Origin of the sequence: Geodermatophilus amargosae, from assembly GCF_041028265.1 — a bacterium.
Classification (GTDB): domain Bacteria; phylum Actinomycetota; class Actinomycetes; order Mycobacteriales; family Geodermatophilaceae; genus Geodermatophilus; species Geodermatophilus amargosae_A.
Genome location: NZ_JABGCW010000011.1, coordinates 188,420 through 207,805, shown reverse-complemented (window position 1 = coordinate 207,805; position 19,386 = coordinate 188,420). Strand labels below are relative to the sequence as shown.

Sequence of the window (19,386 nt, the reverse complement as noted above, 5' to 3'; positions counted from 1 at the left end):
AGGTAACCAACCAGGAGGCCCTCGTGTCAGCCAGGTGGGAGGCGATCGTGACGGCAGCGCTCGACGTCATCCAGGAGGAGGGGCTCAGCGGCTTCACCCAGCCGCGGGTCGCCCGGCGCGCCGGGCTGCGACAGAGCCATCTCACCTACTACTTCCCCACGCGGGCCGACCTGCTGCTCGCCGTCGCCGACGAGGCCGTGCGCCGGCGCGTGGAGGCCCTGCGCGCGGCGGTGTCGGCCGAGGACCCGGCGGCGAAGGTCGCCGGCCTCGTCGACGTGCTCCTCGACCCCCGTCAGACGCGGATCCTGACGGCGCTGACACAGAGCGCCGACGCCAACCCGGGAGTCCGCCGTGCGTTCGCCGCGCTGGGTGCCGGGATCGCTCCACTCGGCGCCGAGCTGATCACCTCCTTCGGCGCCGAGCCGACCGAGGCCTCACTCGCCCTGCTGCAGGCGACCTCCACCGGCATCGCCGTCCTCGCCCTGGCCACCGGCGCAGAGGCGTTCCGCGGCCCCGCCGAGCAGGCCCTCACCCAGGTGCTCACCGGCCTGCGCACCGAACAGGACCGCACCTGAACCCACCGCATCCACCTCAGCACCGACCCAGGAGAGGCACCGGCATGAGCACGCACATCCCCCTCAGGGGCTCCGCCGCCGGCCGGCAGTACGCCGGATGGGAACCACGCGCCGTCGCGATGGAAGGGCTCGGGAACCGAGTGCTGGCCGACCAGCGCGTCCCGGTCGCCGGCGGCGCCGAGCTGCACGCCGACGTCTACGTCCCCCGAGCACCGGGCCGTTATCCGGCTGTCGTCTCCTTCGGCGGCTACGCCACCGAGAGGGCCACGGCGGGCATACCGGCTGGCTCGAACGAGATCGGCTCACCGCCGGTGTTCACCGACCGCGGCTACTGCCCCGTCGTCGTCGAGCGCCGGGGGATGGGCCGATCGACCGGCGAGCAGGTGATGTTCTTCGATCCGCAGGACGTCGACGATCACGAGGCGGTGATCGCCTGGGCGGCCGAGCAGCCGTGGTGCAACGGGGAGGTCGTGCTCTTCGGCACCTCCTACTACGCCGTGTCCCAGCTCAGCGTCGCTGCGCGCAAGCCGCCGGCGCTCAGGGCGCTGTTCTGCAACGAGGTGTCGACCGATCTGTGGCGCCACCTGGTGCACTTCGCCGGCGTGCCCGCCTGGTTCTTCGTCAGCCTCTGGATGGGCGGGAACTACACGCAGGAGAACTACGACGAGCGACTGTCACCGGATCGCCGTGCGCTCCTCAGCCAGGTCACCAACGGGCCGCTGCACCCCCTGCTCGAGCGGCTGGTCCACCACCGGGTGTCGGGGATGTTCGAGTCCTTCGAGTCCGCCACGCCCGTGGAGTTCATGCGGCGGATCTACGCGCACTGGATGTTCGACGAGAAGACCCGCGCGCAGGCGACGATCCCCGAGGGCCCGACCGCCACGCTCGGCGAGGTCGAGGTGCCCTTCACGGTCGTACAGAACCTCGGGTACTTCAACCTGCACCAGTTCGGTTGCTACGACCTGGTCGCCAACGCGGGGACACCTGCCGACTCCCGGTGGCTCATCCTCGCCCCGCCGGTCTTCGACCTGCCGGTCTACTCGTGGCAGGGTGAGGCGCTGGCCTTCTTCGACCACGTCCTGCGCGGCACCGACAACGGCTACGCCGAGCAGCCGCACGTGCGCTATTGGGTCGAGGGCGCCGCGCGCTTCGACACGGCGACGACCTTCCCGCCCGCCGGCGGGGAGGTCCGGCGTCTGCACCTCGGGCCCCCGGACGAGGACGCCACGACCTGCCGGCTGAGCCGGGAGGCGACGGCTGAGGGCTCCGGGTCCTGGGTCGCCGTCCCCCTGGGGCTGCCGCAGCTCGGCGGCCTGGACGAGGTGGCCCACCAGGTCCTCACCTTCGACCTGCCGGTCGAGGAGGACACCCGGCTCGCCGGTCCGGTCACCGCCCGACTCACCTACAGCTGCAACGAGATCGACTCCTACGTCGTGGCCCGACTGTCCCGGCTCGACGCCGCCGGCGAGTGCCACCAGCTCTCCCTCGGCGCCATCCGTCCCGCGTCCCGCACCGAGGAGGAGGGACGCAGCACGCCATTGGAGATCGCCATCGACGCCGGGCTCCGTGAACCCCTCGTCCCGGACGAGCAGGTCGTCCTGCGCTTCAGCCTCACGCCCGGGCCGACGCTGCTGCGCCCCGGGGACACCCTGCGGCTCGAGCTCGCCAGCCGGGTCGACCTGCTGCGTGCAGACCCGAGTGAGGGCTACGCGCAGTTCGACATGCCCGTGCCGCCCTACCCCTGTCGCAACACCGTGCACTTCGGTGGTGACAGCTGGATCGAGGTCACCGAGGTGCCGCTCCCGGCGCCCTGATCCGACGGCCGGTGGAGGACACGTGGCCATGCCCAGGCGGCTTCGTCGACGTGCCTCAGCAGCACGAGCGGGGCCGGCTGCTCTGCGTGGGCGTCCAGTCCGTCATCCCGCGCCGGTCGCGGTCCGGAGCCTCGGTAGCACCTCGGCGGCGAAGGGCTCGTTCGAGGCGGCCAGGACGTCCGGGTCGGCGTCCCGGGAGCCGGGGACCACGATGATCCGGTCGAGTCCCAGGTCGATCAGCTCACGGAGCCGGGTGGTGCAGTGCTCGGGGGAGCCCACGACGGCGAAGCGGTCGAGGAGGGCGTCGGGGAGCAGTGTCGCCTGCCCTGCCGTGGTGAGCCCGTGGGCCGCCTCGTCGTAGGCCGCGCGCACCCGTTCCACCACGGCACGGTCGTCGTCCGGCACGACGTCGTGCGGACCCTCGCTGACGAAGTGGGCGAAGAGCGCCGCGCTCCCGCGGACCAGGTCGCGCGCCACCGCGGCGTCCGGGTGGACGGCGACGTTGACGAAGGTCCCCAGCGAGAGCGGAGCCCCGTGGCCCTGGACGGCGTGCCGAGCCTCGGCGACCGCCCAGACCCCCGCCGTGGATCGGCCCCCACGGTGAAGTCGACCCGGCCACAGTGGCGGGCTCCGACCGCGATGGTCGTCGGACCCGTCGCGGCCACCGACACCGGGACCTTCATCCGCGTGGAAGAGGTCGATCCACGCCATGCGAGCGGCGACACCGCCGGTGGGAACGGCCCGCGCCTGGACCTGGGTGCGGGCGCTGCTGCACTCGGTCCACGAGCAGCCCGACGCCGCATCCGTGCACGCCCAGTTCGACCACGTCCTGGACGCCCCGGCCGACGAGCTGCCGCGGGTGGCCTGTCGCCGCGTCATCCATCCCCGAGCGGGAAGAGCAGGCAGGTGCTGGACGCGGTGGCGATCAACCTGCCGTCGGCGTCGCGCACCTCGCCGTCGGCGAAGGCGGCTCGACGTCCTGGTTCGGTGACCCGGCCGGTCGCGGTCAGCTCGCCTCCACCATGCCGGACCGGGCACAGCCAGCTGACCTTGATCTCCAGGCTCGTGTAGCCCGTTCCCGCCGGCAGCGTGCTGTGCACTGCGCAACCGGCGACGGAGTCGAGGAGCGTGCAGACGAGGCCGCCGTGGACCAGGCCGATGGGGTCGTAGGCCGACTGCTGCGGCTGGCAGCGGAAGTCCACGGTCCCCTCGCCCACGGCGACCGCGGTCATGGCCATCGGTCCGCCGAGGGGAGCTGGGGCAACCGGCCGTCGATCGTCGCCTGCAGGTGTTCGCGACCACTAAGGTCGTGCACCGCGTGGGCGCCGATCATCGGGTCCCACCGGGTGACGGTCCTCGGCCGGGGTTCGCCCAGCCGTCGGAGGGTGAGCCTTGGTCCGGTCTCATGCCGTCTCCTGCGGTCGGGGGTGCGGAAGCGTCGCGGCAACCGCGGCTGCCGGTGGGAGGCGCCGGGCCAGGACGGCGACGCACACCACCCCGGCCGCGACGAAGAATGCGACGGTCAGGGCGATGCCGTGCCGGAACGGGGCGAGCGGATCGGAGCCGGGGACCGTCAGCGCCGAGACGAGTGCGGCCACGCCCAGCACGGTGCCCACCTGCCGCGCCATGTTCAGGATCCCGCTGCCGGTGCCGAGGCTCGCCACGGGCAGGCCGACGCTCCCGGCCCCCAGCAGCGAGGGGATGGCCAGCCCCACCCCGGCCCCGCCGAGCAGCTGCGCCGGCAACAGGTGCGTCGCGTAGGCCGGTTCGACCTGCAGGAGCACCAGCCAGAGCAGCTGCGCGACGGCGCCGACCCCGCAGCCCAGGGCGGCGACCCGCCCGACCCCGCCCAGGACGGGGATCAAGCGGGGCGCGACGAGCCGCGCGAACGGCAGCACCATCAGCGGCCCCGGCGCGATGGCCAGCCCCGCCTCCAGCGGCGTGAAGCGCCAGACCGTGGTGAGGAACTCGACGGTGTTGAGCAGGAACGCGCCGAAGGCCGCGTAGTACAGCACCGACGCCGCCCCGGCCCCGGAGAACGACCGGGACCGGAAGAGGCCCGGCTCCAGGACCGGCGCCGGATGACGGAACGAGCGCGCCACGACCGCCCCCGCGCACAGGGCCGCCGCCAGCCACAGACCGAGGACGGCGGCCGAGGCCCAGCCCCGGTCCGCTGCCTCGACCAGCGCCCCGGCGACCAGGCCGACCGCCAGCGCGAGGAACATCGCGCCGAGCAGGTCGGGACGGCTGCCCCGCGTCTCGTCCCGGCTCTCGGGCACCAGGCGCAGGGCGAGCAGGATCGCCACGACCCCCACCGGCAGGTTCACCCAGAACACCCAGCGCCAGCCGATCTCGACCAGGCCACCACCGATCACCGGACCCAGGGCCGCACCCAGGGCGCCCAGGGCCGACCAGGACCCGAGTGCCCGGGCGCGCTGTTCGTGCGGGACGACGGCCAGCAGCAGCGACAGCGACGCGGGCACCATCACGCCGGCCCCGACCGCCTGCACCGTCCTGGCCGCCACCAGCCAGCCCACCCCCGGCGCCAGGCCGCAGAGCAGCGACCCGACCGTGAACACGGCCAGCCCCGCGACCAGGGCACGCCGGCGCCCGACCCGGTCGGCCCACCGGCCGGCCGGGACCAGCACCGCCGCGAACACGATCGTGTACGCGTTGAGGACCCACGACAGCGAGCTCAGTTCCGTTCCCGGGTACTCCTCGCCGATCGAGGGGAACGCCAGGTTGACGATGAACAGGTCGAGGCTCGACATGAACACCGCGATGGCGAGGACCGCCACGACCGCCGCCGTCCCGCTCTTCGGCTCGGGTCCGGCGACCGCGGATGCGGGCGACCTCTTGCCAAGCGCCATGGGTGGCCCCCAGGGGTCAGTTCGGATTTGGGACGCACGGTATCCCCGCCGGAGTGAGTCCGTCCAGATATCAAACTCAGTGCGTCGTGCGTGCGACACGGCAGCACCCGCGGAACCCCGCGTCTGCTCCGTTGCGCGCACGCTCGAGGTGGTGGGCGAGAAGTGGACGCTGCTGGCCGTGCGCGAGGTCTTCCTCGGCAACCGCCGCTTCGACGAGATGGTCCGACGCACCGGAGCACCGCGAGACACGCTGACAGCCCGGCTCCGCACGCTGGTCGACGCGGGCATCCTGCAGCGTCACCGGTACAGCGACCACCCGCAGCGCTTCGAGTACCACCTCACAAGCGCCGGCCAGGACCTCTACCCGGTCATCCTGACGCTGCTGCGATGGGGCGACGAGCACCTCGCCGGTCTGGAGGGCCCCCCGCTGGTCCTCGAGCACGCCTGCGGGCACCGCCTGATCCCGGAGCTCACCTGTCAGGTCTGCGGGGAGGTCGTCCCTCCGGCGGAGACGACCAGGCGGTCCCCCACCAGGGCCTGGCCTGCAGGCGCTCGCCGCTCTCGTCTTCCCCACCTGCGCCTCCGCCGGAGTCCGCCGGAAGTGCCCGGTCACCCGGCGGACCGTCCAGCGCTTGGCCGTCGTCTGCGACACCGCGAACCGCTCCGCAGCACGCCGCAGGGACCCATGCTCGATCACGACACAGCGGGCTGGGAGTCACTGGTCCCGTGGGGTACGTCGGACCACCGCAGCGCGAGTGCCTGCCCACGGCGCAGGCCGGTGTGCACCAGCAGCGCGAACAGCGGTGCGTAGCGGGTGTCATCGGCCGAGTGCAGCAGGTCGGCGACCTGGGCAGGTGTCGAGTGTGGGGCCTCCGTGGCCGTCACCTTCGGCCGCCGGACGCCTGAGGCCGGATCCGACGCCAGCCCACCGGCGCGGACCGCGGTGTCCAGCACGGCGCGCAGGATCGTGTACGCCGAGCGGATGGTCGAGTCGGCCAGCCCCGTGCGACGGAGCTCCACCACCGATCCTTCTGCCCCACCGTTGGACAGCGGGCAGCACGGCGCACTCCCGCGTGACCTCCGCTGTCGGAGCCCAGCGATCCGAACGGCCGGCAGTAGACGAGATGGGCGATCCGCAGCTGTTCCACGACGTGCTGTCCGGCGATCCGCTGCTGCTGACGCCCCAGAAGGCCGCGCAGGTGCTCCGCATCGGCCGTACGACGATCTACGCGCTGATGAAGGCGGGCGAACTGCGAGCCGTTCACATCGGCCGCAGTCGTCGTCTTCCTCGCGCCGAACTCGAGCGCTACGTGGGCCACCTGGGCACTCCTCCGCTGCCTCCACCCGCCCGAGCCCGGGGGCGCCAGCGGCGGACCACCACGGACCAGGGCGAGCTATTCGACCTCGTCAGCCCGATCGCCGATGCCTCCGCGGTCTCGGGGGCACCACGACCGTCAGCTGGCTCGCGTGTCGCAAAGGCGCAGGTCGCGGGACGTCGATTCACCCCGGTGGAGCCGCTACAGTCCCGCAGCGCCACGGGTCGACGACCCGGGCGGAGTACGGGGGGATCATGCCCAAGCCGACCATGCTGGCCGTCGACGACGACCCGCAGGTGCTCGCCTCCATCAGTCGGGACCTGCGATCGCGCTACGCGGGCGAGTACCGGATCATGCGGGCCTCCTCCGGCGAGCAGGCCCTGGAGATCCTCGCCGAGCTCGCGCTGCGTGCCCGTCCGGTGGCGCTCGTGCTGTCCGACCAGAGGATGCCGGGCATGTCCGGTGTGCAGTTGCTGACGCGTGCCCGCGAGCATGCCCGTGACGCCAAGTTCCTGCTGCTTACGGCCTACGCCGATACCGACGCCGCGATCGCGGCGATCAACGAGGTTGGTCTCGACTACTACCTGCAGAAGCCCTGGGACCCGCCCGAGGACCGGCTCTTCCCGGTCATCGACGACCTGCTGGGGGACTGGCGGAGGGACCACCCCGAGGACACCGGCGACGTGAAGGTCGTGGGCCACCGCTGGTCGCGGGCCAGCCACGAGCTCAAGACCTTCCTGTCCCGCAACCACGTGCAGTACCAGTGGCTCGAGCTGGAGCGGGACGAGGAGGCCCAGCGGCTCGCCGGTCTCGCCGGCGCCGGCCTCGCCGATCTACCGCTCGTACTCGTGCCCGACGCGGAGCCGTTGCGCGCGCCGAGCATCCTCGCGCTGGCCGAGGCGCTCGGGTTGCGCACCCGCGCTGAGCAGCCGCTGTACGACGTGTGCATCGTCGGTGCCGGCCCGGCCGGGCTCGCGGCCGCGGTGTACGCCGCCTCCGAGGGTCTGCGCGTGGTCGTGGTGGAGAAGGAGGCACCCGGCGGGCAGGCAGGCCAGAGCGCGTCCATCCAGAACTACCTCGGCTTCCCCAAGGGGCTGTCCGGCGCCGACCTCGCCCACCGGGCGACCGCGCAGGCGGCCCGCTTCGGCGCAGAGATGCTGCTCGCCCGCGACGTCGTCAGCCTCGAGGCCCGTGGTCCGGTACGGGCGGTGCGCTTCGCCGGTTCCGAGGACATCGAGGCGCGCGCGGTGGTGGTCGCCAGCGGCGTCTCGTATCGCCGGCTGCAGGCCCCCGGCCTGGAGGAGTGGACCGGGCGGGGCGTCTTCTACGGATCCTCGGCCAGTGAGGCGAGCCAGTGCCGGGGCGACGACGTGTACATCGTGGGTGCCGCCAACTCGGCCGGTCAGGCCGCCTTGAACTTCGCCCGCTATGCCAAGCGTGTCGTCATGCTGGTGCGTGGCGGCCGGCTCGAGGATTCGATGTCCATGTACCTGGTCGACCAGATCCAGGCGACCGACAACATCGAGGTACGGCTCGGCGCCTCGGTCGTGGCTGCACGCGGCACCAACCACCTCGAGGCGATCACCATCGCGACCGGGGAGGACCCGCCTCAAGAGGCGGAGACGAGCTGGCTGTTCGTCTACATCGGGGCTGCGCCGCGGACGGACTGGCTCGGCGACGCCGTCGTGCGCGATTCGCGCGGGTTCATCGTGACCGGCACCGACCTGATCGCGTCGAATCGGACGGCGTGGCCGCTGGCCAGGGCGCCCTACGCCCTCGAGTCCAGCGTGCCTGGCGTCTTCGCCGCCGGCGACGTCCGGCTCGACTCCATGAAACGGGTGGCATCGGCGGTCGGCGAGGGCGCCATGACGGTCTATCTCGTGCACCGCTACCTGGCGTCCATGTGATCACCGCAGCAGACCTCCGCAGCCTCGCCTTGTTCGAGAAGGTGACCGAGGACGAATTGCGAGACCTGGTTGCTCGAGGGGGCGAGGTCGTCTTCGGCGCCGGGGACGAGCTGTGGGCTCAGGGCGGCCCGGCCGAGTGCTGGTGGGTACTGCTCGAGGGCCGGATCGACCTCATCCGGTTCGCGGGCCACGAGGAGACCCTGATCGGGGCGATGGCCCAGCCGGGACAGTGGGCCGGGGGCTTCACCGCTTGGGACGAGCATGCTGTCTACCTGGCGAACGGCCGCGCCGCCACCGACGGGCGCGCCCTGCGCGTGTCGTCCACCGACCTGAAGGCCTGGACCAACGCACTGGACCCCTTCGGTTCCCACCTGATCGAGGGAGTCTTCCGCACCGCCCGGACCGTCGAGTCCGCAGCGCGGCAGCGCGACGCGCTCGTCGCGCTCGGCACCCTCTCCGCGGGGCTCGCCCATGAACTGAACAATCCGGCGGCGGCCGCCGCACGAGCAGTCCAAGCACTGGACGGCGCGAGCCAGCGACTGCTGGACACCGTGGGCGGGCTCGCCGCAACTGACGTCACGGCGAGCCAGTTCAGGGAGCTCGACGCCCTGCGGCGCGAGCTCGCCGCCACGCCTCGTGCCCCGCTGGACGCGATGGCCCTCGCCGACCTCGAGGACCAGTTGACCGACTGGCTGGACGACCACGACGTCGCCGACAGCTGGCAGCTCGCGGGGCCGCTGGCGACGGCCGGCATCGACGTCGCCTGGTGCGAGCGCGTCGCCGAGATACTCGGGGACTCTGCCGGCGCGGGTCTGATCTGGGTGACGAGCACGCTGAGCGTGAGCAACCTGCTCTGGGAGGTGAAGGAGTCCACGCGCCGGATCTCCGAGCTGGTGAGCGCGATCAAGAGCTACTCCCAGATGGACCGTGCCTCGGTGCAGGAGACGGTGGTCTCCGAGGGACTGGAGAGCACCCTGGTCGTCCTCCGTCACCGCATGCCGGCGGGCGTCACCGTCGTGCGGGACTACGGACAGGACACGCCGCCCATCGAGGCGATCCCCGCCGAGCTCAACCAGGTCTGGACCAACCTGATCACCAATGCGCTGGACGCGATGGACGGCACCGGCTCATTACGGCTGTCAACCCGGCCCGACGGTGACGGCGTCGTCGTGGAGGTCGCCAACACAGGGACGTGGAGCGACCCGATCTCCAGGGAGCGGGCGTTCGAGCCGTTCTTCACCACCAAGGGGGTCGGACAGGGCACCGGCCTCGGCCTCGACATCTCGCGGCGCATCGTCGTCGGCCGTCATCGCGGCGACATCGGCATCCACCTCCCTCCGGGCGAGACCGTCCTCCGGGTGTGGCTGCCCCGGCAGCACACTGACGCGAAGTAGCGGGGAGCCACGTGACCGACCAGCCTCACCTGGCGCAACAGAGCCTCTCCACGGAGGCGGCGCGCCTGCTCGCCAACACCACCAAGTCGGCCCCGCAGTACATCGGGAGCAGTCCCCGATGGCTCGTGCAGTTCCTGCCCTGGCGGGCACTCGAAGCCGGCACGTTCCGGATCAACCGGTTGCGGGTCACCGCCCCGCCCGCTCGCCTCGTGCCGGTCGTGGACCAGGGCGCGGAGTCCTCGGTCACGGGATCGGCGCTGCGGTCGGTCCCAGCACTGCAGTACGTGGCCGAGGACTTCCTCGCGACGATGGCCGACGCGCTCAGCGTCGAGCAGCACTCCGCCGGCGAGCAGATCCACGACGGCACCGGTGAGCCGCGCTTTGTGATCGTCGTCTCCGGCAAGATCGAGGCACTCGACCGCGACCCCCACGGCATCGCCGTGCGCCGCGCTCTGCTCGGCCCCGGCTCGCACCTCGGCCAGGAGACGCTCGACGCCGAGCCGACACCGTCACCCGTCATCCGCGCGGTCACGCCCGTGACGCTGCTGGCGATGACGCGCTCGAGGTGGGAGTCGCTGACCGCGGACCGAGCCGATCTCCGCGTGGCCTGCGAGGTCGCCCGGCAGCGGCCACCGGGAGTCAACGACTTCGGCGAGCGAGTGCCGGACCTGCAGTCCGGCCACGAGGGGGAGGTCGACGTCCCGCGCACCTTCGTCGATTACGACCACGCGCCGCGCGAGATCGGGCTGAACCTCGTGCAGACGGTGCTGCAGATGCACACCCGCGTCACCGACGTCTACAACTCCCCGCACGACCAACTCGACCAGCAGATGCGGCTCACCGTCGAGGGAATGCGCGAGCGTCAGGAGTGGGACCTCATCAACGACCCGCAGACCGGCCTGCTGGGTCAGGTCTCGGAGTCCATGCGCATCCCGACCCGGCTCGGCGCTCCCACCCCGGACGATTTCGACGAGATGCTCAGCCTGGTCTGGAAAGAACCCGCCTTCTTCCTGGCTCATCCGCGGGCGATCGCCGCGTTCGGGCGGGAATGCACTCGCCGGGGGGTCCCGCCCCCCACGGTGCAGCTGTACGGCTCGCCGTTCCTCACCTGGCGCGGCGTCCCGATCGTGCCGACCGACAAGCTGTCCGTGGACGCCCGCGGCGCGTCTCATCGCACCCAGGTGCTGCTCCTCCGAGTCGGGGAGGAGCGGCAGGGCGTCATCGGGCTGCATCAGCCCGGGCTGCCCGGCGAGGACCCGCGCGTACCGAGCATGTCGATCCACCCCATGGGCATCAACCATCAGGCGGTCGCGTCGTACCTGTTGTCGCTGTACTCATCGGTGGCCGTGATGGCCGACGACGCCGTCGCCGTACTCACCGACGTCGAGGTGGCCCGGTACCACAACTATGACTGAGGCCTTCGGCGCGACCGGCCCGCTGAGCCCGGCCTACTACTTCCTCGATGCGGCCTCCGCCGGTGGGGCCGGACTGCCCGGTGTCCGGACCGATCGGGGCACGGTCGGCGACCTCGGCGCCGCACGCGCCGACTTCCCCGCCCTCCACCAGCGGATCAACGGTCGGCCGCTGGTGTGGTTCGACAACGCGGCCACGACACAGAAGCCGCGGGCCGTGCTGGACGCCATGACCCGTTTCTACGAGCGGGACAACAGCAACGTGCACCGCGGCGCCCACACTCTGGCGGCCCGGGCGACCGACGCCTACGAGGACGCGCGGGCGTCGGTGGCCCGGCTGCTCGGAGCGTCGAGCCCGGACGAGATCGTCTTCGTGCGTGGCACCACCGAAGGCGTCAACCTGCTTGCCGCCACCCTCGGACGTTCGAGGGTCCGGACCGGTGACGAGATCGTGCTCACGACACTCGAGCATCACGCCAACATCGTCCCGTGGCAGCTGCTGGCGCAGTCGGTCGGTGCGCGACTGCGGCCCGTGCCGGTGGACGACTCCGGCCAGGTGCAGTTGGACGGCTACGCAGCGCTGCTCACCGAACGGACCAAGATAGTTGCACTCAGCCATGTCTCCAACGCGCTCGGCACCGTGCTGCCCATCGACGCGATGATCGCGATGGCGAAGGCGCGCGGCATCCCCGTGGTGGTCGACGGAGCGCAGGCGGTCGCCCACCTGCCTGTCGACGTGACCGCACTCGGTGCCGACTTCTACGTCTTCTCCGGACACAAGATCTTCGGTCCGACGGGGATCGGTGCGATCTACGGCCGCCGCGAGCTGCTCGCGGCGCTACCGCCGTGGCAGGGCGGCGGCAGCATGATCCGTGACGTCACCTTCGAGCACACGACCTACTCCGACCCGCCGGCCCGCTTCGAGGCCGGCACCCCATCCATCGGGGACGCGGTCGGCCTCGGTGCCGCCATCCGGTACGTCCTCGGGCTCGGGATGCCAGCCATCGCGGCCCGCGAGGACCGGCTCGGCCGGCTCCTCACGGACGTGCTGTCCGACATCCCGGGGATCCGGGTCATTGGTACCGCGGCACACAAGGTGGCTGTCGCGTCCTTCCTGGTGGAAGGCATGAGGACCGAGGAGGTGGGCCGCGCCCTGGATGGCTGCGGCTTCGCGGTGCGGTCCGGACACCACTGCGCACAGCCGGCCCTGCGCCGCTTCGGCGTGGAGAGCACGGTGCGGGCGTCCTTGGCCTTCTACAACACCGATGCTGAAGTGCACGCGTTCGGTGCGGCCCTGCGCAACCTCACACGGTCCGTCAGGCGGTGAGAGTCGCGGTCGTCGGTTCGTCGCTGACCTCCTGGCCGGTGTCGGTGTGGTCCTTGACCGGTCGGATGTCGCGGGCGGCGAGGACCTGGTCGACGGCCCGCGCGATGACGATCCGCCCCCCGAACACGAGGCGCCGGAGGTCTCACGCGTCATCGACGGCTGGCCGTCCTCGCCGGCCGGTCGGCAGCTCCGCCGACACCAGGGGCAGTAGCGACGACGCGACGGAGGCGCCCGTCAACCGGACTGCTGCATGGCGACGTCCGTGGGACACGGTTGACCACCATCGTGACCACCATCGGTCCCTGTGCTTGGTCGTCCGCTGAGGCACGTGCTCGTCCCGTATGCCGGTCGAGCTGCACAGATGCACTTCGCTGAACTGTGGCGTACCCATTGCGCAGGTCTGGGGTCAAGGGGTCGCAGGTTCACATCCTGTCAGCCCGACAGTGGGGAACTGCAGGTCAGAGGGCGTATCCGGAGAGATGCGGAACGGCCCCTGACTGCTTCCTGAGGGCGTTTGACCACCATCAGGCCGCCCCTCCTGGTCGAAGGCGGCGCCGAGGACGTCCATCGCGCCGCGCGACACGTCGGGCGCGACGTGCCCGTAGACGTCCCCGGTGAGGGCGATCGAGGAGTGGCCGAGGACCTGCGACACCACCTCCCAGGGACGCCGGAGGTCAGGCGCGTGCCGGCAGGTCCGTGAACACCCGACACGAGCTCTCGAGCGCGTCGATCCCTGCCGCGGAGGCCGGTCCGTGTCACCCCCGGTGGCCTCCCGGATCCGCCGCTGGCTCCGCCCCCGTGATCATCACACCGGCGACGATGCTGCGATCGTGCGCGTCCGCGTGCGCTCGGCGTGCCAGGGTGGGGCGCGTCGCCACCGGGCGACGCCGACCCGGGAGGCCAGTCGTGAGCAACCACGTGTACCGACTCAGCGAGATCGTGGGCAGCAGCCCGAGCAGCGTGGACGACGCCATCCGCACGGCGGTGGCCAAGGCCGCTCGGACGGTGCACAACATCGAGTGGTTCCAGACCGAGGAGATCCGTGGTCAGGTCGTCGACGGCAGCGTGGCCTACTTCCAGGTGCGCCTGAAGATCGGCTTCCGCGTCGACGACTGAGTCGGCAGCCGCCGGACCGACCCCTCCAGCGGCGATCGACGGACCGGCCAGGTGACGATCGAGCACGACGGCGAGCACCGCGGCTCTCGGCCTCACACCGGCATGCTGACGACGCTGCTGGAGTCGACCGGGCGGTTGCGCGTCCGGGTGGTCGAGGAGGTCCGCGGGATCGGCGACGTGCTGCTCGACCGGTTCGACGTCGTCCTCGTCGTGTACGAGGGGCGTGACGACCACCACTCGCCGCCCGAGCGGCTCGGGGACACCACCGAGCAGGCGCTCATCCGCTTCGTGCGCGAGAAGGGTTGAGGGTCCTGTGGTTCCACGGCTCCTCGGTGCAGGAGCCGGACCGGGGCTTCCCGGAGGAGTTCGACCGGATGCGCGGCGCCACGCTCAGCCGCACCACGGGCCTGCGCCCCCGGCCCCAGGCGGAGGTGACGGTGCGGTTCCCGGAGCCGCGGCACCCGATCACCGACGGGCTGCCGGCGGAGTGGGCCGTCGTCAACGACGACGTGCTGACCGGCGCCCAGCTGGACCCGTCCGCCACCGTCCTGCGCACCGTGTTCGACGACGTCGAGACCTACCGGCGGGCCGGCTGGCCCAACGCCCACACCCCGGTGGACGTCCCGCCCGGCGGGGTCGAGGACCTGCCGGGCATGGACACCGGCCAGGCCCTGGCGTGGGCCAACTTGTGGGGCGCCGGGCGCAGCATCAGCATCGTCCTCGGCCACGACTGGGACACCTTCCGCAAGATCCCCTTCATGACGTTGCTCGTGCGCGGCGGATGGCCTACGGCGTCGGCATGGCCATCGAGGACTCCGTCGTCCTCGCCGAGGTGCTCGCGGAGGACGACGACGTGCCGGCCGCACTGCTGCGCTTCGGCGAGCGGCGGTTCGACCGCTGCCGTCTGGTGGTCGATACCTCGGTGCAACTGGGGGAGTGGGAGCAGCGCCCACCCGGCGACCCCTCCCTGCCGGGACGGCTCACGGGAGAAGTCCTGGCGGAGCTGGCCAGACCCGTCTGAGTGGCGCTCGAGCGGGAACGACCCTCTGGGTCACTCCTCCGCTCAGACGTCGTCCTCCGGGCCGGCGATGGCGTCGTCAGCGCAGTTCGGCGGCGCGGGTTCGCGTCCTGTCAGCCCGACAGAGCAGCTCAGGGGCCGTTCCGGTTTCCGGAACGGCCCCTGACTGCTTCCCGAGGGCGTCCGACCACGCTGAGGCACTGCACGCGTGAGCGGCCGGAGGAGTCCCGGTCGGACCCGAGGGGGCCGGCGCGGGGCGCTACGGCGCTCCTCGCGCGCTCAGGCCCTCCATGCCAGCGGCAGCGTCTAACGGCGCCGACGCAGCAGCAGCCACGCGCCGATGCCCAGGAGGACGAGGGGGCCGGCCCAGGCGATGACCGTGGTGCTGATGCCGAGTCCGATGGCGGCGCCCAGCCCGACCAGGCAGACGGCGGGGATCCAGGCCCAGTCCTGGCGCTCGACGCGGAGGAGCCGCGCCCCTCCGGCCACGAGTACGAAGCCGACACCGAGCGCGAGCAGCCAGGCGCCGCCCACCTCCGTGGCGTCGTGCCCCTGCAGGGGGCCGTTGACCAGGAGGATGCCGGTGCCGACGCCGATGGCGATGCCCCCGCCCACGAGCGGGCCGGCGGCGCGGGCGGAGACCGCCCACACGAGCAGTTCGAGGCCGATGACCAGGGCGACGGCGTCGCCGAGCGGCCACCCGGGCACCAGCCGATCGGTCAGCAGCATGCCTCCGGCGGTGAGCAGCACGACGGCGAGGAACGTCCGATCGCGGTGCTCGGCCCGGGTGGTGGTGGCCGTGTCGACGTCGGTGGACATGAGCGCTACCTCCTGTCGGCCGCCGTGCCTCGGCGGCAGAATGAGACCGTCCTGAACGGCAGGGTGGCGCCGCACCACCCTCGTGGAACGACCACCCGGGTGCGCCATGTCGTCGTCCGTCCCGCTGCTCGCGGTGAAGCGCGAGCCGCCGCCGCTCCGGCCAGGGGCCGTTCATCGCCGCCGGCTGGTGCGCGCCCTCCGCGACAACGGCACCAGCCGCCTGACCGTCGTGATCGCCCCGGCCGGCTGGGGCAAGACCACCCTGCTGTCGCAGTGGGTCCACGACCGGGCAGAGGAGCGACCGGTCGCCTGGGTGTCGCTGGACGAGTCGGACAACGACGCCGTGCGGTTCTGGACGTACGTCCTGACCGCGCTGGAGCCCACGGGGGTCGGGACCCAGGCGCTGGCTCAGTTGTCCGCTCCGGGGGTCGATGCGCTCACGATCGCGTTGTCCACGCTGCTGAACGAGCTCGCCGAACGGTCCGACACCCGCGTGCTGGTGCTCGACGACTTCCACGCCGTCACCGATCCGCAGGTCGCCGAGACCGTGGAGTTCCTGCTGACCTACCTGACGCCGGCGTTGCACGTGGTGATCGCCGGGCGGTCCGACCCGCCGTTGGCGCTGGCGCGGTTGCGCGCCCGAGGGGAGCTCACCGAACTGCGGTCCCGGGATCTGTGTTTCACCGAGCCCGAGGCGGCCGCGCTCGTCGAGGCCGTGAGCGGTCGTCGACCCGGTCCGCGCGACACGTCCGAGCTCGTCCTCCGCACCGAGGGCTGGGCTGCTGCGCTCCAGCTCGAGGCGTTGGCCGCGCGGGACTCCGACCAGCCCGTGAGCCGGGCCTCCCTGCCCGCACAGGACCGTCACGTCGTCGACTTCCTCGACAGCGAGGTGCTGGCAGGACTGCCGGCGCGCCATCGCGACCTGCTGGTGCAGGCGTCGGTGTTGGAGCGCCTGAGCGGGCCGCTCTGCGACGCGGCGCTGGAGCAGCATGGGTCGGCCGCGGTCCTGGACGATCTCGACCGGGCCGACCTCTTCGTGGTCGCGCTCGACGCGCGCCGGGAGTGGTTCCGCTGCCATCGGCTGTTCCGTGATGCGCTGCGCCATCGCCTGGCGACCACGGACCCGCTCCTCGGCCCCGCGGTGCTCCGCCGGGCGGCGAGGTGGTTCCTCGGCGAGGGCCTCGTCGACGAGGCGATCCGGCACCTGATCGCCGCAGGGGACGACGCCGCCGCGTTGGAGGCGCTGGCCGCGGCGCGGCTGTGGTTCGTGGAACGTGGCGCTGCCGCGGCGCAACTGCGGCTGGGTGAGTCGCTCGTCACCCGGTCCACCGACCCGCGCGACCACCTGACCATGGCCTTCGCGGCGGCGACGTGCGGCCGCTTCGACCGCATCCTGCCCTGGCTCCGGTCGGCCGAGCCGCTGATCGGACCGGGGTCGCCACCCCTGGAGGGCTGGAACAGCCTGGAGGCCGGGCTGCTGGCCACCCGTGCCGGCTACGCGCGGGACAGGGACCGCGCCCTGGAGGAGGCACGCCGGGCGGTCGACCTGGAGCCGACCCCCGGTACACGGGGGTTCGTCGTGACGCGCGTCGTCCTGGGGACCGTCCTCGCCGCAGCGGGGCGGTTCGACGACGCCGCCCGGGTGCTGGCGACGGCGTGGCGTGACCCTGCCCGCCCGGACGTCCCGGAGCTCCTGGAGCTGCAAGCTGCCGGTCAGTTCGCGGCCAGCCTGTTCGAGGTCGGCGACGACGCCGAACTGCGCCGGCTGCTCGCGCAGGTCAGGCCACAGTCGTCCGCTGCCGAGCGGGCATGGGCTGACGGGGCTGCGGCCGCGGTGGCGCGTCTGCGCACCGTCGAGGGACGCCTGGCGTACCGGGACGGGCGGCTCGATGAGGCTCGGGAGCGGCTGCGCCACGCGGCACACCTCGCCGAGACGTGGGGTGAACCGTCGCTGCTGGTCTCCGCGCACGTGGCACTGGCGGACGCCGAGCTGGCGACGGGGGACCGGTCGGCGGCCCGGGCGGCCCTGGAGCGCGCGGGCGACGTCGCAGCCTCCGAGCCCGTCACGTCGGTGGCGCGTGATCGGCTGGCCGCCGCGGTGGAGCGCCAGGGTCGCAGGTCCGCGACGGCCGCCCGCGCGGCCGGGGACCTGGTCGAGACGTTGACCGACCGGGAACTGTCGATCTTGCGGATGCTCCCCGGTTCCGCCACGCAACGGGAGATCGGCGCGGCGCTGTTCCTGTCCATCAACACGGTGAAGAGCTACACGCGGACGCTCTATCGCAAGCTCGGTGTCGCGGGCCGCGCCGAGGCGGTCCAGCGCGCGCGGCTGCTCGGCGTCATCTAGGCGGAGCCACCCGGGTGGAACCCGGGCGGGGGCGGAGGCGCGGCTCCGTCATCGGGGCAGGCTCGCGGCATGACTGCCCCCGGCGGATGGACGTACCGCGTCGGACTCGCCGGTCCGCCCCCCGTCCACGTGGTCGAGCAGATCCGCGCCCGCTTCGGGCCGGTCACCGTCGCCGCGGCAGGCGGCCTACGCGTCCTCGAGGGGCGCATCGCCGACCAGCCCGCCGTCCGGGCCCTGCTGACGCTCGTCTGGGACGCCGGTGCCGACGTCAGGCTGCTCCTCCTCTCCGACGACGTCGACGGACGGTGAGGGGCTGCGCCGGGGGGCGACCGGTGCACCCGCGGTGCACGGGCCGGCCACTGCCGCGCCGGTGCCGATCACCCGGGTGACGGCGCCGGACGGGTGGTGACGTGTCACCCGGATCCGGCGCTCGATGGAGGCGCGGGTCGAGACACGACCACCGCATCCGGTACCCCCCTGGAGGACGGTCATGACCGCGGTAGCCCCTGTCGGCAGCCGGTCGGCGCGCGTCCGGCGCGATGGACGCACGCTGGCCTTCGTGTGGCTGGTGACCCTCAGCCTGAGCAGCCTGCCCGCGATCCTCGCGGTCGAGCTCGCGGGAGTCGCCCCTCTGGCAGCGCACTGGGTGACGCTGGGGGCCGCTCCTGCCCTCGCGGCAGTCGCGTGGACGTGGCGACCGGCCCGACCCGTCGCGCGGTACCTGGGCGTGATGGTCGTCGTGTTCTGCGTGGCCCACCTGCTGCCCCCGCTCCTCGGCCACCTCACCGCGGCCGGCGGATCCGACCTGAGCCGAGCGCTCGCCACCAAGACGGTCTTCCTCCTGGTGGCGGCGGCGGTGGCCGCCGTCCTGGTGCGGGGCCTCCGGATGGCCCCGCGGGAGGCGTTCCTCGCGCCCGGGGACCTGGCAGCGCCCAGTGGACTCCGGCTGCCCGGGACGTCGCGCGAGCTGAGCTGGGCGGTCCTGGGACCCCTCGCCGCCGGCGCTCTCCTCGCACTCCTGGCGACCACGACCTGGCTCGACTCGGGCCTGCAGCCGGCATCGCTGGAACGGTTGGTCCCCGTGCTGCCGCTCGTCATCGTCTGCGCGGCCTTCAACGCCATGGGCGAGGAGGTCGTCTACCGCTCCGGCCCCCTGGCCACCGTGGTCGGCGTCGTGAGCCCGGGGCAGGCGGTTCTCCTGACGTCGGCCTGGTTCGGACTCGCCCACTACTCCGGCTCGGTACCCGACGGCTTCGGCGGGGTGCTGCAGTCCGGCGTCCTGGCACTGCTCCTCGGCGGGGCCATGGTGGCGACCAAGGGCCTGGGGTGGCCCTTCCTGCTCCACTTCGCGGTGGACCTCGTCGTGTTCGCGTCGATCGCCGTCGTGGGCACCTGAGCCGAGTCGTCGCGGCTGTCGACGGGCACCACGTCGGGCCCGGGCGGTGACCCGGTTCCGATCGGACGGGGAGGT

At 72.4% G+C, this 19,386-nt stretch carries 18 protein-coding genes and 3 pseudogenes; 15 read left to right on the top strand and 6 right to left on the bottom strand.

Annotated elements, in window-relative coordinates; translation table 11 throughout:
- Positions 1-23: 23 nt before the first annotated feature.
- Positions 24-575, top strand: a complete 552-nt coding sequence (locus HLV61_RS15460; protein WP_369256938.1) for a TetR/AcrR family transcriptional regulator — start codon at positions 24-26, stop codon at positions 573-575.
- A gap of 44 nt (positions 576-619) precedes the next feature.
- On the top strand, positions 620-2,389 hold the full coding sequence (locus HLV61_RS15455) for a CocE/NonD family hydrolase (RefSeq protein WP_369256936.1): 1,770 nt from the start codon (positions 620-622) through the stop codon (positions 2,387-2,389).
- A gap of 102 nt (positions 2,390-2,491) precedes the next feature.
- On the opposite strand, the gene HLV61_RS15450 is transcribed toward HLV61_RS15455, so the two are convergent.
- The 3 genes from HLV61_RS15450 to HLV61_RS15440 form a co-directional block, all read right to left on the bottom strand.
- On the bottom strand, positions 2,492-3,100 hold the full coding sequence (locus HLV61_RS15450) for an LLM class flavin-dependent oxidoreductase (protein ID WP_369256934.1): 609 nt from the start codon (positions 3,098-3,100) through the stop codon (positions 2,492-2,494).
- Between the two features lie 164 nt (positions 3,101-3,264).
- On the bottom strand, positions 3,265-3,621 hold the full coding sequence (locus HLV61_RS15445) for a PaaI family thioesterase (RefSeq protein WP_369256932.1): 357 nt from the start codon (positions 3,619-3,621) through the stop codon (positions 3,265-3,267).
- 171 nt (positions 3,622-3,792) lie between these two features.
- On the bottom strand, positions 3,793-5,187 hold the full coding sequence (locus HLV61_RS15440) for an MFS transporter (protein ID WP_369256930.1): 1,395 nt from the start codon (positions 5,185-5,187) through the stop codon (positions 3,793-3,795).
- Here HLV61_RS15440 and HLV61_RS15435 point away from each other — a divergent pair.
- Positions 5,138-5,605: pseudogene (locus tag HLV61_RS15435) on the top strand (winged helix-turn-helix transcriptional regulator); the annotation flags it as partial. The gene HLV61_RS15440 and the pseudogene HLV61_RS15435 sit on opposite strands and share 50 nt — an antisense overlap.
- 347 nt (positions 5,606-5,952) lie before the next feature.
- Here HLV61_RS15435 and HLV61_RS15430 read toward each other — a convergent pair.
- On the bottom strand, positions 5,953-6,279 hold the full coding sequence (locus tag HLV61_RS15430) for a hypothetical protein (protein WP_369256928.1): 327 nt from the start codon (positions 6,277-6,279) through the stop codon (positions 5,953-5,955).
- A gap of 104 nt (positions 6,280-6,383) precedes the next feature.
- On the opposite strand from HLV61_RS15430, the pseudogene HLV61_RS15425 reads away from it, so the two are divergent.
- From HLV61_RS15425 to HLV61_RS15405, 5 genes and pseudogenes are all read left to right on the top strand, one after another.
- Positions 6,384-6,560 (top strand): annotated as a pseudogene (locus tag HLV61_RS15425) (helix-turn-helix domain-containing protein); the annotation flags it as partial.
- Between the two features lie 284 nt (positions 6,561-6,844).
- The gene (locus tag HLV61_RS15420) at positions 6,845-8,482 is read left to right on the top strand and encodes an FAD-dependent oxidoreductase (protein WP_369256926.1); all 1,638 of its coding nucleotides are present in this window, start codon (positions 6,845-6,847) and stop codon (positions 8,480-8,482) included.
- Positions 8,479-9,876 (top strand): sensor histidine kinase, encoded by a 1,398-nt coding sequence (locus tag HLV61_RS15415; RefSeq protein ID WP_369256924.1) that lies wholly within the window; start codon positions 8,479-8,481, stop codon positions 9,874-9,876. The genes HLV61_RS15420 and HLV61_RS15415 overlap by 4 nt, the downstream gene beginning before the upstream one ends.
- Positions 9,877-9,887: 11 nt before the next feature.
- Positions 9,888-11,291 carry a family 2B encapsulin nanocompartment shell protein gene (locus tag HLV61_RS15410; protein WP_369256922.1) on the top strand — a complete coding sequence of 468 codons (1,404 nt, stop codon included), beginning with the start codon at positions 9,888-9,890 and terminating at the stop codon, positions 11,289-11,291.
- Complete coding sequence (locus HLV61_RS15405) at positions 11,284-12,615, top strand: SufS family cysteine desulfurase (RefSeq protein WP_369256921.1); 1,332 nt, start codon at positions 11,284-11,286, stop codon at positions 12,613-12,615. Before HLV61_RS15410 ends, HLV61_RS15405 begins: the two co-directional genes overlap by 8 nt.
- On the opposite strand, the gene HLV61_RS15400 is transcribed toward HLV61_RS15405, so the two are convergent.
- Positions 12,605-12,742 carry a hypothetical protein gene (locus tag HLV61_RS15400; protein ID WP_369256919.1) on the bottom strand — a complete coding sequence of 46 codons (138 nt, stop codon included), beginning with the start codon at positions 12,740-12,742 and terminating at the stop codon, positions 12,605-12,607. The two genes, HLV61_RS15405 and HLV61_RS15400, sit on opposite strands and share 11 nt — an antisense overlap.
- Positions 12,743-13,521: 779 nt before the next feature.
- On the opposite strand from HLV61_RS15400, the gene HLV61_RS15395 reads away from it, so the two are divergent.
- The 4 genes and pseudogenes from HLV61_RS15395 (at position 13,522) to HLV61_RS15380 (ending at position 14,752) form a co-directional block, all read left to right on the top strand.
- On the top strand, positions 13,522-13,731 hold the full coding sequence (locus HLV61_RS15395; RefSeq protein WP_369256918.1) for a dodecin: 210 nt from the start codon (positions 13,522-13,524) through the stop codon (positions 13,729-13,731).
- Positions 13,732-13,782: 51 nt separating this feature from the next.
- Complete coding sequence (locus HLV61_RS15390; RefSeq protein ID WP_369256916.1) at positions 13,783-14,037, top strand: hypothetical protein; 255 nt, start codon at positions 13,783-13,785, stop codon at positions 14,035-14,037.
- Positions 14,034-14,498, top strand: a pseudogene (locus HLV61_RS15385) (ThuA domain-containing protein); the annotation flags it as partial. The gene HLV61_RS15390 and the pseudogene HLV61_RS15385, both read left to right, overlap by 4 nt.
- Positions 14,499-14,530: 32 nt before the next feature.
- The gene (locus HLV61_RS15380) at positions 14,531-14,752 is read left to right on the top strand and encodes a hypothetical protein (RefSeq protein WP_369257054.1); all 222 of its coding nucleotides are present in this window, start codon (positions 14,531-14,533) and stop codon (positions 14,750-14,752) included.
- 303 nt (positions 14,753-15,055) lie between these two features.
- Here HLV61_RS15380 and HLV61_RS15375 read toward each other — a convergent pair whose 3' ends face one another.
- Positions 15,056-15,568, bottom strand: a complete 513-nt coding sequence (locus HLV61_RS15375) for a hypothetical protein (RefSeq protein ID WP_369256914.1) — start codon at positions 15,566-15,568, stop codon at positions 15,056-15,058.
- A gap of 106 nt (positions 15,569-15,674) precedes the next feature.
- Here HLV61_RS15375 and HLV61_RS15370 point away from each other — a divergent pair, with 106 nt between their 5' ends.
- The 3 genes from HLV61_RS15370 to HLV61_RS15360 all read left to right on the top strand — a co-directional run bounded on the left by HLV61_RS15370 (position 15,675) and on the right by HLV61_RS15360 (position 19,311).
- Complete coding sequence (locus HLV61_RS15370; protein WP_369256912.1) at positions 15,675-17,915, top strand: LuxR C-terminal-related transcriptional regulator; 2,241 nt, start codon at positions 15,675-15,677, stop codon at positions 17,913-17,915.
- A gap of 69 nt (positions 17,916-17,984) precedes the next feature.
- The gene (locus HLV61_RS15365) at positions 17,985-18,224 is read left to right on the top strand and encodes a hypothetical protein (RefSeq protein WP_369256910.1); all 240 of its coding nucleotides are present in this window, start codon (positions 17,985-17,987) and stop codon (positions 18,222-18,224) included.
- A 181-nt stretch (positions 18,225-18,405) separates the two neighbouring features.
- Entirely contained in the window at positions 18,406-19,311 is a 906-nt protein-coding gene (locus HLV61_RS15360) for a CPBP family intramembrane glutamic endopeptidase (protein WP_369256908.1), read from the top strand.
- Positions 19,312-19,386 lie beyond the last annotated feature (75 nt).

Excerpts from the sequence above, each read along its gene's own strand:
- HLV61_RS15455 (WP_369256936.1), top strand. The coding sequence starts at position 620 with ATGAGCACGCACATCCCCCTCAGGGGCTCCGCCGCCGGCCGGCAGTAC.
- HLV61_RS15450 (WP_369256934.1), bottom strand. The coding sequence starts at position 3,100 with ATGGCGTGGATCGACCTCTTCCACGCGGATGAAGGTCCCGGTGTCGGT.
- HLV61_RS15445 (WP_369256932.1), bottom strand. The coding sequence starts at position 3,621 with ATGACCGCGGTCGCCGTGGGCGAGGGGACCGTGGACTTCCGCTGCCAG.
- HLV61_RS15420 (WP_369256926.1), top strand. The coding sequence starts at position 6,845 with ATGCTGGCCGTCGACGACGACCCGCAGGTGCTCGCCTCCATCAGTCGG.
- HLV61_RS15405 (WP_369256921.1), top strand. The coding sequence starts at position 11,284 with ATGACTGAGGCCTTCGGCGCGACCGGCCCGCTGAGCCCGGCCTACTAC.
- HLV61_RS15380 (WP_369257054.1), top strand. The coding sequence starts at position 14,531 with ATGGCCATCGAGGACTCCGTCGTCCTCGCCGAGGTGCTCGCGGAGGAC.
- HLV61_RS15375 (WP_369256914.1), bottom strand. The coding sequence starts at position 15,568 with ATGTCCACCGACGTCGACACGGCCACCACCACCCGGGCCGAGCACCGC.
- HLV61_RS15370 (WP_369256912.1), top strand. The coding sequence starts at position 15,675 with ATGTCGTCGTCCGTCCCGCTGCTCGCGGTGAAGCGCGAGCCGCCGCCG.
- HLV61_RS15365 (WP_369256910.1), top strand. The coding sequence starts at position 17,985 with ATGACTGCCCCCGGCGGATGGACGTACCGCGTCGGACTCGCCGGTCCG.
- HLV61_RS15360 (WP_369256908.1), top strand. The coding sequence starts at position 18,406 with ATGACCGCGGTAGCCCCTGTCGGCAGCCGGTCGGCGCGCGTCCGGCGC.